The 12,804-nt window shown below is 70.1% G+C and carries 13 protein-coding genes; 4 read left to right on the top strand and 9 right to left on the bottom strand.

The window, feature by feature from the left end:
• Positions 1-10: 10 nt before the first annotated feature.
• From nirD to KIP79_RS38905, 3 genes are all read right to left on the bottom strand, one after another.
• Positions 11-334: a nitrite reductase small subunit NirD gene (gene nirD, locus KIP79_RS38915; RefSeq protein ID WP_214110027.1), complete on the bottom strand. Its 324-nt coding sequence runs from the start codon at positions 332-334 to the stop codon at positions 11-13.
• Positions 331-2,808 (bottom strand): nitrite reductase large subunit NirB, encoded by a 2,478-nt coding sequence (nirB, locus tag KIP79_RS38910; protein WP_250214560.1) that lies wholly within the window; start codon positions 2,806-2,808, stop codon positions 331-333. Before nirB ends, nirD begins: the two co-directional genes overlap by 4 nt.
• 176 nt (positions 2,809-2,984) lie before the next feature.
• Positions 2,985-4,346 (bottom strand): MFS transporter, encoded by a 1,362-nt coding sequence (locus KIP79_RS38905; RefSeq protein WP_214110026.1) that lies wholly within the window; start codon positions 4,344-4,346, stop codon positions 2,985-2,987.
• Positions 4,347-4,568: 222 nt separating this feature from the next.
• On the opposite strand from KIP79_RS38905, the gene KIP79_RS38900 reads away from it, so the two are divergent.
• Together KIP79_RS38900 and KIP79_RS38895 are read left to right on the top strand one after the other, a co-directional pair.
• Positions 4,569-5,042, top strand: coding sequence for a peptide deformylase (locus KIP79_RS38900; RefSeq protein ID WP_214110025.1), 474 nt, complete (start codon positions 4,569-4,571; stop codon positions 5,040-5,042).
• A gap of 88 nt (positions 5,043-5,130) precedes the next feature.
• Positions 5,131-5,913, top strand: coding sequence for a peptidoglycan recognition protein family protein (locus tag KIP79_RS38895; protein ID WP_214110024.1), 783 nt, complete (start codon positions 5,131-5,133; stop codon positions 5,911-5,913).
• On the opposite strand, the gene mshC is transcribed toward KIP79_RS38895, so the two are convergent.
• The 6 genes from mshC to KIP79_RS38865 form a co-directional block, all read right to left on the bottom strand.
• Entirely contained in the window at positions 5,910-7,115 is a 1,206-nt protein-coding gene (mshC, locus tag KIP79_RS38890) for a cysteine--1-D-myo-inosityl 2-amino-2-deoxy-alpha-D-glucopyranoside ligase (protein ID WP_214110023.1), read from the bottom strand. The two genes, KIP79_RS38895 and mshC, sit on opposite strands and share 4 nt — an antisense overlap.
• Positions 7,116-7,124: 9 nt before the next feature.
• Positions 7,125-7,865, bottom strand: coding sequence for an NRDE family protein (locus tag KIP79_RS38885; RefSeq protein WP_308170111.1), 741 nt, complete (start codon positions 7,863-7,865; stop codon positions 7,125-7,127).
• A 76-nt stretch (positions 7,866-7,941) separates the two neighbouring features.
• Positions 7,942-8,688 carry an SCO1664 family protein gene (locus tag KIP79_RS38880; protein WP_214110021.1) on the bottom strand — a complete coding sequence of 249 codons (747 nt, stop codon included), beginning with the start codon at positions 8,686-8,688 and terminating at the stop codon, positions 7,942-7,944.
• Positions 8,685-9,260 carry a DUF3090 domain-containing protein gene (locus tag KIP79_RS38875; protein WP_214110020.1) on the bottom strand — a complete coding sequence of 192 codons (576 nt, stop codon included), beginning with the start codon at positions 9,258-9,260 and terminating at the stop codon, positions 8,685-8,687. Before KIP79_RS38875 ends, KIP79_RS38880 begins: the two co-directional genes overlap by 4 nt.
• 9 nt (positions 9,261-9,269) lie before the next feature.
• Entirely contained in the window at positions 9,270-9,959 is a 690-nt protein-coding gene (locus KIP79_RS38870; RefSeq protein WP_214110019.1) for a histidine phosphatase family protein, read from the bottom strand.
• Entirely contained in the window at positions 9,956-10,774 is an 819-nt protein-coding gene (locus KIP79_RS38865; RefSeq protein WP_214110018.1) for an undecaprenyl-diphosphate phosphatase, read from the bottom strand. Before KIP79_RS38865 ends, KIP79_RS38870 begins: the two co-directional genes overlap by 4 nt.
• 43 nt (positions 10,775-10,817) lie before the next feature.
• On the opposite strand from KIP79_RS38865, the gene KIP79_RS38860 reads away from it, so the two are divergent.
• Both KIP79_RS38860 and KIP79_RS38855 read left to right on the top strand, forming a co-directional pair.
• On the top strand, positions 10,818-11,750 hold the full coding sequence (locus tag KIP79_RS38860) for an aldo/keto reductase (protein ID WP_214110017.1): 933 nt from the start codon (positions 10,818-10,820) through the stop codon (positions 11,748-11,750).
• Between the two features lie 78 nt (positions 11,751-11,828).
• Positions 11,829-12,710, top strand: a complete 882-nt coding sequence (locus KIP79_RS38855) for a TIR-like protein FxsC (protein WP_214110016.1) — start codon at positions 11,829-11,831, stop codon at positions 12,708-12,710.
• Positions 12,711-12,804: the final 94 nt, after the last annotated feature.

Genomic DNA, 12,804 nt, shown 5'->3' with positions numbered 1-12,804 from the left:
CGGATGTCAGTCACGGAACGCTCACCTCCACAGTCCCGCTGGTGATGCGAATTGGAAATGTCGGGATAACGGTTGTTGGATCGTCCAGGCACGCCCCGGTGACCAGGGAGAAGACCTGTTTGTGCATGGGGGAGGCCACGGTGGGCTCCCCGTTCCTGGTGCCGACGATGCCCCGGGAGAGCACGTAGGCGCCGCTGTAGGGGTCCCTGTTGCCAGTGGCGTACAGGTTGCCGTCGAAGGTACGGAAGACGGCGACCTGGTGCGTTCCGACCAGCGCGCAGGCCCCGCGTTCCGGAAGCAGATCGGTGTAGGCGCAGACGGGAGTCCAGCTCATGCCGGCACCTGCGTTTCAAGCGCGGGCTTGATCTGCTCGCGTTCGGTGGCGAACCTGATCGAGGGGTCGGGCACGTCGGGGGCGTTGACGAAGCTGACGAACCTGCGCAGCTTCTCCTCGTCCGCCAGGGTGGCCGCCCACTCGTCGGCGTACCCGGTCACGTGCCGGGCCAGCTGGGCGTCCAGGTCGGCGCAGATGCCCAGCACGTCGTCCACGATCACCCGGCGCAGGTGGTCCAGGCCGCCGTCCAGGCTCTCCAGCCAGGCGGAGGTGCGCTGGAGGCGGTCGGCGGTGCGGATGTAGAACATCAGGAAGCGGTCGATGGTGCGGATCAGGGTCTCGGTGTCCACGCCCGCCACCAGCAGGTCGGCGTGGCGGGGCTGGAAGCCGCCGTTGCCGCCGACGTACAGGTTCCAGCCGGAGTCGGTGGCGATCACGCCGAAGTCCTTGGAGCGGGCCTCGGCGCACTCCCTGGCGCAGCCGGAGACGGCCGACTTGAGCTTGTGCGGGGAGCGCAGGCCCCGGTAGCGCAGTTCCAGCTCGATGGCCAGGCCCACCGAGTCCTGCACGCCGTACCGGCACCAGGTGGCGCCGACGCAGGACTTCACGGTGCGCAGAGCCTTGCCGTACGCGTGCCCGGACTCGAAGCCGGCCTCCACCAGGCGGCGCCAGATCCGGGGCAGCTGCTCCACCCGGGCGCCGAACAGGTCGATGCGCTGGCCGCCGGTGATCTTGGTGTAGAGGCCGAAGTCGCGGGCCACCTCGCCGATCACGATCAGCTTCTCCGGGGTGATCTCCCCGCCGGGGATGCGCGGGACGACCGAGTAGGTGCCGTTCTTCTGGAGATTGGCCAGGAAGTGGTCGTTGGTGTCCTGGAGGGCGGCCTGCTCGCCGTCCAGGACGTGGCCCTGGTGCAGGGAGGCCAGGATGGAGGCGACGGCGGGCTTGCAGATGTCGCAGCCGCGGCCGGTGCCGTGCTCCTCGATCAGCTGGGTGAAGGTGGTGATGCCGCGGACCTGGACGATCTGGTAGAGCTCCGCCCTGCTGTGCGCGAAGTGCTCGCAGAGCGCCTTGCTCACCTCTACGCCGGATTTCACGAGGATCTGCTTGAGCAGCGGGACGCAGCTGCCGCAGCTGGTCCCCGCCCGGGTGCAGGACTTGATCCCGGCCACGTCGGTCAGGCCGTGCTCGCCGATGGCCGTACGGACCGCGCCCACGCCGATGTTGTTGCAGGAGCAGACCTGCGCGTCGTCCGGTAAATCCAGGGACGCTCCCCCGCCGGTGAACAGCAGGTCGGCGGGCAGAGCGGGCAGTGGCTTGCCGACGAAGGGCCGGAGGGTGTCGTACGGGGCGGCGTCGCCGACGCAGATGCCGCCGAGCAGGGTTGCGGCGTCGTCGCTGACGAAGAGTTTCTGGTAGACGCCGCCGACCGGGTCCAGGTAGGTGACGTCCAGCGCCCCGGACATGGCGCCGAACTGGGCGACGTCCACGCCGAGCAGCTTGAGCTTGGTGGACAGGTCGGCGCCGGTGAAGGCGGCCGTGCCGCCCAGGATGCGGTCGGCGGCGGTCTCGGCCATCGTGAAGCAGGGGCCGACCAGGCCGTACACCATGCCGCCGACCAGGGCGCACTCGCCGATGGCGTAGATGGCGGGGTCGCTGGTGCGCAGGCCCTCGTCCACGAGCACGCCGCCGCGCTCGCCGACGGCCAGGCCGCAGGCGCGGGCCAGCTCGTCGCGGGGGCGGATGCCGGCCGAGAAGACGACCAGCTGGGCGGGGATGGTCTCGCCGTCCGGTTTGACCAGGCCGGTGACCCGGCCGGGGCCGGTGATCTCCTTGACCCCCGCGCCGGTGTGCACGGTGAGGCCGAGGCGTTCCACCTGGGCGCGCAGGACGGCGCCGCCGCCCTCGTCGACCTGACGGGGCATCAGCCAGGGACTCATCTCGACCACGTGGGTCGCCAGGCCGAGGCCGCGCAGCGCGTCGGCGGCCTCCAGGCCGAGCAGCCCGCCGCCGACGACCACCCCGGCGGTCGCGGTGGCGGCGGCCGTCCGGATGGCGTCCAGGTCCTCGATGGTCCGGTAGACGAAGCAGCCGTCCAGGTCCCGTCCCGGCACCGGGGGGACGAAGGGGGCCGAGCCGGTGGCCAGCACCAGCACGTCGTAGGGCACGGTCTCCCCCGTCGCGGTGGTGACCGTACGGGCGGCCCGGTCGATGCCCGTCACCCGGGACCCCAGGCGGAGGTCCACGCCATCGGGCACCGGATAAGTCAGATCTTCGACTGATTTTTCCTGCAAATACGAGGTAAGTGCGACCCGATCGTAGGCCGGGCGGGGCTCCTCCCCCAGCACCGTGACCGCGCCGGGGAAACCTCTGGCCAGCAGACTCTCCACCAGCCGGTACGCCGAAGGCCCGTGACCCACCACGACAACGCGAGCCGGTATCACAGGCTGCGCAGGGGAAAGTGAGACGGGCATGGGTCCGATAGTCCTTTCAGGCGGTTTCACCACTGGGTCCCTCCTGTTACCGCTGTGCTACAAGGCGCTAACCGCGCTCACACCGGCACTCCCCGCACTGTGCGTCTGGGAGCCTGTGAGGCGTATGACCGGAAAGAAGCGGGCGCCGGTCGGCGCCCGCCGAGGTGCGTCGAGGCTCAGACCCGGGCTGCCGCGAGGCTGGGCACCGCGCCCATCCCCGCCTTCCGCAGGTAGCAGAACCAGGTCAGCACGAAGCAGATCGCGTAGAAGATCGCGAAGGCGGCGATGGCCGCGCCCGCCCCGCCGGTGGCCCCGATCGAGGTGCCGAAGCCGCGGTTGATGAAGAAGCCGCCGAAGGCGCCGATAGCCGAGATGAAGCCGATGGCCGCCGCCGCGTCCCGCCTGCCGATCCGCACCGCCGCGTCGTGGGCGTCCGTACCGGCCTCCAGTCCCGCCACGGCCTTGGCCCGGAAGATCGCCGGAATCATCCGGTACGTCGAGCCGTTGCCCACGCCCGCCGTACCGATCAGCAGCATGTACGCGGCGAAGAACAGCACGAAACTGTGCTGCGCCAGCCCCAGGTAGACCAGCAGCACCGAGCCCGCCATCGCGGCGAAGTTCCAGAGCGTCACCGTGGCCCCGCCCAGCCGGTCGGAGAGCCAGCCGCCCACCGGCCGGATCAGCGAGCCCACCAGCGGCCCGAGGAAGGCCAGCGTGACCAGCCCGGCGTGCTCGGGGAACTGGGACTTGATCAGCAGCGGGAAGGCGGTGGAGTAGCCGATGAACGACCCGAAGGTGCCGATGTAGAGCACCGACATCACCCAGGTCTGCGCCTTGCCCGCCGCCCTGGCCATCTCCCTGGGCTCGGCCCTGGCGCTGCTCAGGTTGTCCATGAAGAACCACGCGCCGAGCGCGCTGGCCAGGATGAACGGCACCCAGAAGAGCCCGGCGGCGGCCAGCCCGAAGGCCCCGATCACCAGCGGCATCACCAACTGCACCGAGGAGACCCCGATGTTCCCGCCGGCCGCGTTCAGCCCGAGCGCCGAGCCCTGCTTGGACTGCGGGTAGAAGTAGGTGATGTTGGCCATGCTGGAGGCGAAGTTGCCGCCGCCGAGCCCGGCGGTCGCCGCGATCACCAGGAACATCCAGTACGGCGTCGCCGGATCGCTCACCGCCACCGCCAGCAGCGCCGCGGGCACGAGCAGCAGCAGCGCGCTCACCACGGTGAAGTTCCGCCCGCCGAACCGCGCGGGCCCGAACGTGTACGGAATGCGCAGCGCCGACCCGACCAGGTTGGGCAGCGCCACGATCCAGAACAGCTGGTCGGTGGAGAACTTGTAGGCGCCCAGCTGGACCGAGACGATGCTCCACACGGTCCACAGGGTGAAGCCGAGGTGCTCGGCGAAAATGGAGAAGACCAGGTTCCGCCGGGCGACGCGCCGCCCCGTGCGGTCCCAGAACTCGGGATCGTCCGGGTGCCAGTCACCGATCCAGCCGCGCGTTCCGGCCGGGTGCGGGGTCACCGTGGTGGTGGCCATCGCATGTCCTCCTGCTTTCCAATCGGGGGGTGTCACCAGGAAAAGTAAGAGGCCGCCGTTATCGCACCTTGACGTTAAGTCACGGTGCAGAGTTACATGTAACGCACCACGGAAACACGCAACTCATACGTCGCACTCATGCAACATTTAATTAACCGGGATTAGCCGAGCGCCCGGCTGGGAATTCCTGCTCTCGTGTCGCCGTCGCCGCGGGGAGCGTGCATGACAGTCCGGCAGATCCGCCCGTTCGCCGATCCGGTGCTCCGCCAGGTGGCCGAGCCGGTCACCGTCTTCGACCGCGAGCTCCGTGACGTGGTGAAGGCCCTCACCCTGGCCATGCGGTCCGGGGCGGGCCGGGCCGGGCTCGCCGCCCCCCAGCTGGGCCTGCCGGTCCGGGTGCTCGCCTACGACTACGAGGGCAAGGCCGGACACCTGGTCAACCCGCGCCTGGAGCTCTCCGACCGGCGCATCGTGGCCGACGAGGCGTGCCTGTCGGCCCCCGGCCTGTGGTGGCCGCTGGAGCGTTCCTTCTCGGTGGTGGCCAGGGGCAGGGACATGTACGGCAAGCCGGTCACCATGCGCGCCCTCGGCGTGCTGGCCCGGGTGCTCCAGCATGAGGTGGACCACCTGGACGGCATCCTGTTCAGCGACCACCTGGCCCCCGAGGATCGCGAGCGTTTCCTGGCCCTCGTCTGATTATCGGGAAATGCCGGTTACTCAGAGTAACGTCTGGGGATATCCAGTTGCGCCCCCCGAGGATCCGCACTGACTCGGGAGATCGCACATGTCGCTGGCCGCGGCGGCCACACGCCGGACGTTCCTCACCCTGGGCGGTGGGCTGACCGGGGCGGTGCTGCTCGGGTCGTCCGCCACCGCGCTGGGCATGCCATCCATACCCAAGATCCACATGCGGCACGAGTGGGAGGCCCACCCGCCCCGGATCAGAGCCACCATCCTGGACGAGTTCCCGGACCGGCTGGTGGTCCACCACACCGCCTCCCCCAACCAGGAGGACACCAGCGTGGAGGCGGCCTACGCGCTGTCCCGCGCCATCCAGCGTCACCACATGCTCAGCAACGGCTGGGACGACATCGGCGAGCAGTTCACCATCAGCCGGGGCGGCCACGTCATGGAGGGCCGCAACCGCACCTGGCACGCCGTACGGTACGGCAGGCACGTGGTCGGCGCGCACGCCGCCAACCACAACCGGCACGCCCTGGGCATCGAGACCGAGGGCACCTACATGACCGAGCTGCCCCCGTCCGACCAGCTGGAGGCGCTGGTGTGCATGCTCGCCTGGCTCTGCTGGAACTACTACCTGCAGCCGCACGACGCGATCATCGGGCACCGGGACCTGAACGCCACCTCCTGTCCGGGCGACCGGTTCTACGCGTTCCTGCCGGAGCTGCGGGACCTGGTCTACCAGCGCATTCGCAAGGAGGAACGCCGGGTCTACCGGCGGGGCACCCCGAGCACCCAGCAGGTCTCGGTGCAGGGCGGCTTCCCGGGGCCGCGGCACGTGTTCGACCACGGCCCCGAGCACGGTCCGATGGACCTCGTCCGTTAGAGGGCCACGCCCAGCAGCGCGTCCACGGTGTCCTTCACCAGCGCGGGCGCCTGCGCGTCCGTGCCCTCGGCCGCCGCCCACTCGTCCACGGCGGCCAGGGCGCCGGGCGCGTCCAGGTCGGCGGCCAGGCGCTCGCGCACCCCGTCCAGCAAGGCGAGCCCGTCCGGTCCGGCCGGACGGGCCACCGCCGCGCGCCAGCGGGCCAGCCGTTCCTCGGCCCGGGTGAGCTCGGCCGGAGTCCACTCCCAGTCGGCGCGGTAGTGGTGGGCCAGCAGCGCCAGCCGTACCGCCATGACGTCGTGGCTCTCCCTCAGCCGGGACACGAACACCAGGTTCCCCCGGGACTTGGACATCTTCTCGCCGTCCAGGCCCACCATGCCGGCGTGCACGTACGCCTTGGCGAACGGCCACTCCCCGGTGGCCACATGCCCCTCGCAGGCGCCCATCTCGTGGTGCGGGAAGACCAGGTCGGAGCCGCCTCCGGTGACGTCGAAGCCGGGGCCCAGGTTGGCCAGGGCGATCGCGGTGCACTCGATGTGCCAGCCCGGGCGGCCGGGGCCCAGCGGGGACGGCCAGGACGGCTCGCCCGGGCGTTCGGCCCGCCAGAGCAGCCAGTCCAGCGGGTCACGCTTGCCCGGCCGCCCGGGGTCGCCGCCGCGCTCGGCGAACAGTTCCAGCATCTCCTCCTCGGAGTAGCCGGAGACGGCGCCGAACTTGGGCGCGGCGGAGCGGGCGAAGTAGACGTCCCCGTCCACCCGGTAGGCGGCCTCGCCGAGCTGCTCGATCAGCGCGGCCACCTGGTCGATGACCTCGGTGACGCCGACGTACTCGCGGGGCGGCAGGATGCGCAGGGCGGCCATGTCGGTGCGGAACAGCTCGATCTGGTCCTCGGCCAGGTCCCGCCAGTCCACCCCCGTCGCCTCGGCCCGCTCCAGCAGCGGGTCGTCCACGTCGGTGGCGTTCTGGGTGTAGTGCACGGGGTGGCCGGCGTCCCGCCAGGCTCGGTTGACCAGGTCGAAGGCCAGGTAGGTGTTGGCGTGGCCGAGGTGGGTGGCGTCGTAGGGGGTGATGCCGCAGACGTACATCCGGGCCTCGCCGGACGGGTCCGTGGCGCGGATCTCCCGGGCGGCGGTGTCGTACAGGTGCAGGGGACGCCCCGAACCGGGGAGGCGGGGAATGTTCGGTGCTGGCCACGATCGCATGACCTGAGCCTATCCGCGCCGCTCCGGGGACATGTCGACGGTGTGCCAGGTGCGGGGGTCCGCGGGAAAGGGCAGAAAGTCGTACCGTACGTCCGGTTCGGACAGGGCGATGAGGGTGACCGAGAGGCTGGCGAAGACCCGGCCGTCGGCGAGGGGGTGCCGGACCAGGAGCGAGCGGGGGTCGTCGGTGAGCAGGCCGTCGCCGCTCGCCAGCGGCAGCCACTCCCCCCAGTAGCGGGCGGGTTCGCCATCGGTCACCCGGCCGGGGCGGGGCGCGGCGGCGAACCGGGGCTTGAAGTGGCCGACCCGGGCGTTGGCGTCCTCGGCCGGGCGGCCCTCGTTGACGATCACGTGTACGCCTGGGGTGAGCTTCTCCTCGGCGACCCGCTCGCCGTCCCAGGTCCACAGCCTGACTCCATCAAGACCGGCCACCACCAGCAGAAAAGGGTCATACCTCGGCAGGTCCAGCGGGGGCAGCTCGCCCTCCTCGGCCGCCACCAGGGGCAGCCCGCCCCGGCTCAGGCGGCCGGTCTCCTCGGCCGGTTTCCCCCTGCCGTTGAGCAGCGCGGCCACCCGGCGACCGGCCGGGTCCAGCGCCAGCCAGGTGCCACCGGCCAGCAGGTCGCGCCCGCCGTACAGGCCGGGATGGTCCGGCCAGTACGCCGCGGGCGACATCCACGGCCGGGACACGAACTCGTCCCGCACGCCCACCAGGAGCACCGGCGCGGCCGCGTCCGGGTCCAGGCTCACGATCACCGTACACAATGCCCGTTCCCTCCACTATCGGTAGAGACTCATGCAGAGTGCCGGAAATAGTGGTCGCCGTCTAGATCGGTGGCCAGGGGATGGCCGGCCAATCATCCGACGGGTAAGGATGTACCCCGGTTTCCAGCAACTTACGGACGCGCATCCAGGTGGCTTCCACCTCGGCCACGGTCAGCAGTTCGCGAAGGCGGCGGCCCAGCCGGCCCCGCTCGATCTCCCGCTCCAGGGCGACCAGCACGGCCACGGCCTCCCGGGGCAGCGCCTTGCCCCGCCACTGCCAGAGCACGGTGCGGAGCTTGCCCTCCTCGGAGAAACAGACGCCGTGGTCCACCCCGTACACGTGCCCGTCCGGCAGCGGCAGCAGGTGGCCGCCCTTGCGGTCGGCGTTGTTGACGACGGCGTCGAAGACGGCCATCCGGCGCAGCCCGGGCAGGCGGCTGCGCACCAGCGCCATCAGGTCGGCCTCGGGATCGGTGTCGATCCAGAGCTGGACCATGCCGGGACCGAACGGGCCGTCCCGGTAGACGGTCGGCGGCACCAGGCGCCAGCCGGTGACGGCGGCCACCTCGTAGGCCGCCACCTCCCGGGCGGCCAGCGTGCCATCCGGAAAATCCCAGAGCGGGCGTTCCCCCCTGACCGGCTTGTAGACGCAGGCGGCGACGTGCTCACCATGGCTGATGGTGCAGTAGAGCGTCATGTTGGTGGCCTCGACCAGCCGGCCGGCCACCTCCAGCCTGCCCTCACGCAGCAGGCGTATGGCCGCGGCGTCGTCCAGACCCGGGCCTTCCTCGGCGCTCTCCGCTGTCATGCAGTCAAACCCCCGGGGTGGTGACCGTTCAGACGTACACAGATATGCCCCTCCGCGTCCAGCGGCTGGGCGCAGAGCGGGCAGGGCGGGCGGCCGGCGGCCACCACGTCCAGCGCCCGGCGGCTGAACGCGCGGGCCAGCGCGGGGCTGATGCGGACCCGGAGCACCATGGGGTCGGGCCGGTCGGCGGCGGGGAAGAGGGACTCGTCCTCCTCCTCGTCGTCGGCGGTGGCCTCCTGGGCCTCGATGATCACTTGGGAGGTTTCCGGGTCCCAGGCGAGGGCCATGGTGCCCACCCGGAACTCCTCGTCGATGGGCATCTCCAGGGGCGCCAGGTCGGCCAGTTCGGCCGAGGCGGCCGCCGGGACGGGGGCGCGCCCGCCACTACGGCGCAGCACCTCGTCGAGCAGCTCGTCCAGCCGGTCGGCCAAGACGGCCACCTGGAACTTCTCCAACGAGACCGTGGTGATCCTGCCCTGCCCCCGGGCCTGGAGAAAGAAGGTTCGCGCGCCCGGTTGCCCCACGGCACCGGCCACGAACCTGTCTGGCGGATCGTAGTCGAAGACCGGCATAACCCGACCCTACGTGGTCCCGGCTCCGCCGCCGACGGCGGCATCGCTCCCGGTCAAGTTTTCTCCCCCATCTTTGTCCGCCGAACCCTGTTGAGGTAGAGCGATATTTCCGGTCTCGTTAAGTTTGAGCAGGAAGGGGCGTATGGGGGTGTACTGGATGATTGTGAGGGACGCCGGATCGGCGGTCACCCGCTGAAACTGGTCCAGATGCAACCCCATCGCGTCCGCCACGATCGCCTTGATCACGTCCCCGTGGCTGCACACCAGATAGGTGGCCTTCTCCCCCAGCCTGGCGTTCCAGTCCCGTACGGCCCGCACCGCGCGGTGCTGCACCTCGGCCAGCGCCTCCCCACCCGGGAAGACGGCCGCGCTGGGATGGGCCTGCACGACCTGCCAGAGCGGCTCCTTGGCCAGCTCGGCCAGCGGGCGCCCGGTCCAGTCGCCGTACCCGCACTCGATGAACCGCTCATCGGTGACGACCTCCAGGGCCCGGCCCGCCGCCACCGGGGCCGCGGTCTCCTGGCAGCGCTCCAGCGGGCTGGAGACGATCGCGTCCAGCGGGATGTCGGCCAGCCGCTCGGCCACCCGCGCGGCCTGCGCCCGGCCGCGCTCGTCCAGGAACACCCCCGGCGCACGGCCCGCCAGCGCCGACCCGGTCAGCGTGGTCAGCCCGTGCCGGAGCAGCAGCAGCGTGGTCATGCCGAGATGACGCCGAGGGAGAGCAGCGTGAGCAGCAGCGTGCCGGCGAAGACGCGGTAGACGACGAAGATGTTGGTGGAGTGCTTGGCCACCCAGCTGAGCATCCAGGCGATCGAGGCGTACCCCACGATGAAGGACACCACCGTGCAGATGATGGTCGGCACCAGCGGCGGGCCGCCGCCGTCGCCCACGTGGCGCATCTCGTAGATGCCGGAGAGCACCACGGCCGGGAGGGAGAGCAGGAAGGAGTAGCGGGCCGCCGCCTCCCGGGTGTAGCCCAGGAACATCGCGCCGGTCAGCGTGGAGCCGGACCGGGAGGCCCCCGGGATCAGCGGCAACATCTGCCAGGCGCCGATGATCAGGCCGTCCTTGAGGTTGAGGTCCTCCAGCTGCTTGCGCTTGGACCCGAACTGCTCGGCCAGCAGCAGCACCAGACCGAACACGATCAGCATGCTCGCGTTGAGCCAGAGGTTGCGGGCCGGGCCCTCGATCAGGTCGGAGAAGAGCAGACCGGCCACCGAGATCGGGATCGTTCCCAGGATGATGTACCAGCCCATCCGGTAGTCCAGATCCTCGCGGAACTCCTTGTTCCGCAGGCCGCGAAACCAGGCGACGGTGATCCGCACGATGTCACGCCAGAAGAAGAGCAACACCGCCAGCATGGTGCCCAGCTGGATCACCGCGGTGAACGCGGCGCCCGGGTCGGGCCAGCCCAGCAGCTTGGGCACGATGAGCAGATGCGCGGAGCTGGAGATCGGCAGGAACTCGGTCAGGCCCTGCACGATCCCCAGAACGATGGCCTGGAGAACGTCCACGATCGGCCAGCTTAGAGCCTTCGACGCGATACCCTGACTCACAATGGATCAGCGATTTGTCGGGCGTAGCGGGCTCTCGGTGTCCCGGATCGGGCTGGGCACCATGACCTGGGCCCGTGACACCGGCGCCGAGGAGGCGACGGCACAGCTCACCGCGTTCGCCGACGCGGGCGGCACGCTGATCGACACCGCCGACGTGTACGCGGGCGGCGACGCAGAACGGCTGATCGGCCGCCTGATCAAGGATGTGGTTCCCCGGGCGTCCCTGGTGGTGGCCACCAAGGCGGTCCTCACCCCCAGCGGCAAGGACGGCTCCCGCCGCCACCTGATCCGCGCCCTCGACGCCTCCCTGGACCGGCTCGGCCTCGACGAGCTCGACCTCTGGCAGTTACACGCCTTCGACCCCGACGTCCCGCTGGAAGAGACCCTCGCCGCCGTCGACACCGCCGTCTCCTCCGGGCGTACGGCCTACGCCGGCGTCTGCAACTACACCGGCTGGCAGCTGGCGGCCGCGGGCGTCTGGCAGCGCTGCGGCACCGGCCGGGCCCCCTTGATCTCGACCCAGGTCGAGTACTCCCTCGTCGCCCGCGAGGCCGAGGACGAGCTCATCCCCGCCGCCGCCCACATCGGCGCCGGCGTGCTGGCCTGGTCGCCCCTGGGCCGCGGCGTCCTCACCGGCAAGTACCGCACCGGCATCCCCGCCGACTCCCGCGCCGCCACCCCCCACTTCGCCGACTTCGTCCAGCCCTACCTCGACGAGCGCTCCCGCCGCATCGTCGAATCCGTCACCACCGCCGCCGAGGGCCTCGGCGTCTCCCCCCTCGCCGTCGCCCTCTCCTGGATCCGCGACCGCCCGGGTGTGTCATCGGCCATCGTCGGCGCCCGCACCCACGCCCAACTCCTGGGCGTCCTCGCCTCCGAAAAACTCACCCTCCCCTGGGAAATCCGCGAAGCCTTGGACGACGTTTCATCCTGAGTCCGTTTTGCCGGAAATATCACACCACATTTTCACGCCGGAAGGTGACATACTCGTTCGCATCGATTGCGAGCGGGGGTGTGGGCGACGGGAAATGATCACCCACCTTATTTCTATCTCAGTTACGCTCGGACGGCGTCGGGCCCTCCCGAAGACGGCCTCGACAAGTTCTATCGCGATTTGTGCCAGGAAATCATGGCGCGGACCCGGCATCCGGCAGGAATTCCAGCAGGGTTCATGGATGTGGACATTCCCATCGGCACCGAGCGGTGGGAGCAACTCGCGGCCTGCCTGACCTTCGTTCCCCTCTATTCGCGCCGTTACTTCCGCAGCGAGGCATGCGGCAGAGAATGGGCCGCCTTCGACCTGCGCCGCCGACGTCACCTCGGGGAGCGGCAGGCGCCGCCCGAAGTGATCGTCCCCGCGTTCTGGACGCCCGTCCCCGACTACGAGCTTCCGGAACTCGGCCGCGCCGTTCAGTTCAAGCACCCCGCGCTGGGCGACCTTTATCAGGAGCGTGGCGTCCGGGGACTGATGACGATCAACCGGTATCGGGATCATTATCGATCAGCGGTGGAGGCACTGGCCATCCAGATCATCCACGTCGCCGAGCAGGTCAGATTGCCCGCGGCTGAGCCGCGTGACCTCTTCGCCGTCAAGAGCGCGTTCTCTCGCGACGGGAGCCGCAGATTCCAGGTGACCATCGTGGCGCACGCGGCGGGATCCCTGACCCGTGACCGAGATCCGCGTTTCTACGGGCCGACCGCGGCGGAGTGGAATCCTTTCCACCCGTCCAGCACCCGCTCATTGGCCGACCACGCCGCCGACGTCGTCCGCGAACTCGGATTCGATCCGGAAATCGGCACGGTGGCCGATCACCATACCGAACTGTTCTCCAATGACCCGCCGTCCTGCCCCGGGGTGGTCCCAGGGCCCCGGCGTATCGATGATCTGAGCTGATCTGAGGGATTTGCTCATAGCGAGAACAGCACCAGCATTCGGTGTGGGACGTAGGCGTGGCGGCGACGGGCATGAGCGATGTTGGCGATGCCTT

Origin of the sequence: Acrocarpospora catenulata, from assembly GCF_018476525.1 — a bacterium.
Taxonomy (GTDB): domain Bacteria; phylum Actinomycetota; class Actinomycetes; order Streptosporangiales; family Streptosporangiaceae; genus Acrocarpospora; species Acrocarpospora catenulata.
The sequence above is the reverse complement of the archived record's forward strand: the minus strand, read 5'-3'. Positions and strand labels throughout refer to the sequence as shown.

Coding starts and splice junctions, on each gene's coding strand:
- KIP79_RS38870 (WP_214110019.1), bottom strand. CDS start 9,959: ATGACCACGCTGCTGCTGCTCCGGCACGGGCTGACCACGCTGACCGGG.
- nirD (WP_214110027.1), bottom strand. CDS start 334: ATGAGCTGGACTCCCGTCTGCGCCTACACCGATCTGCTTCCGGAACGC.
- KIP79_RS38875 (WP_214110020.1), bottom strand. CDS start 9,260: ATGCCGGTCTTCGACTACGATCCGCCAGACAGGTTCGTGGCCGGTGCC.
- KIP79_RS38900 (WP_214110025.1), top strand. CDS start 4,569: ATGACAGTCCGGCAGATCCGCCCGTTCGCCGATCCGGTGCTCCGCCAG.
- mshC (WP_214110023.1), bottom strand. CDS start 7,115: ATGCGATCGTGGCCAGCACCGAACATTCCCCGCCTCCCCGGTTCGGGG.
- KIP79_RS38905 (WP_214110026.1), bottom strand. CDS start 4,346: ATGGCCACCACCACGGTGACCCCGCACCCGGCCGGAACGCGCGGCTGG.
- KIP79_RS38860 (WP_214110017.1), top strand. CDS start 10,818: ATGGATCAGCGATTTGTCGGGCGTAGCGGGCTCTCGGTGTCCCGGATC.
- KIP79_RS38895 (WP_214110024.1), top strand. CDS start 5,131: ATGTCGCTGGCCGCGGCGGCCACACGCCGGACGTTCCTCACCCTGGGC.
- nirB (WP_250214560.1), bottom strand. CDS start 2,808: ATGCCCGTCTCACTTTCCCCTGCGCAGCCTGTGATACCGGCTCGCGTT.
- KIP79_RS38880 (WP_214110021.1), bottom strand. CDS start 8,688: ATGACAGCGGAGAGCGCCGAGGAAGGCCCGGGTCTGGACGACGCCGCG.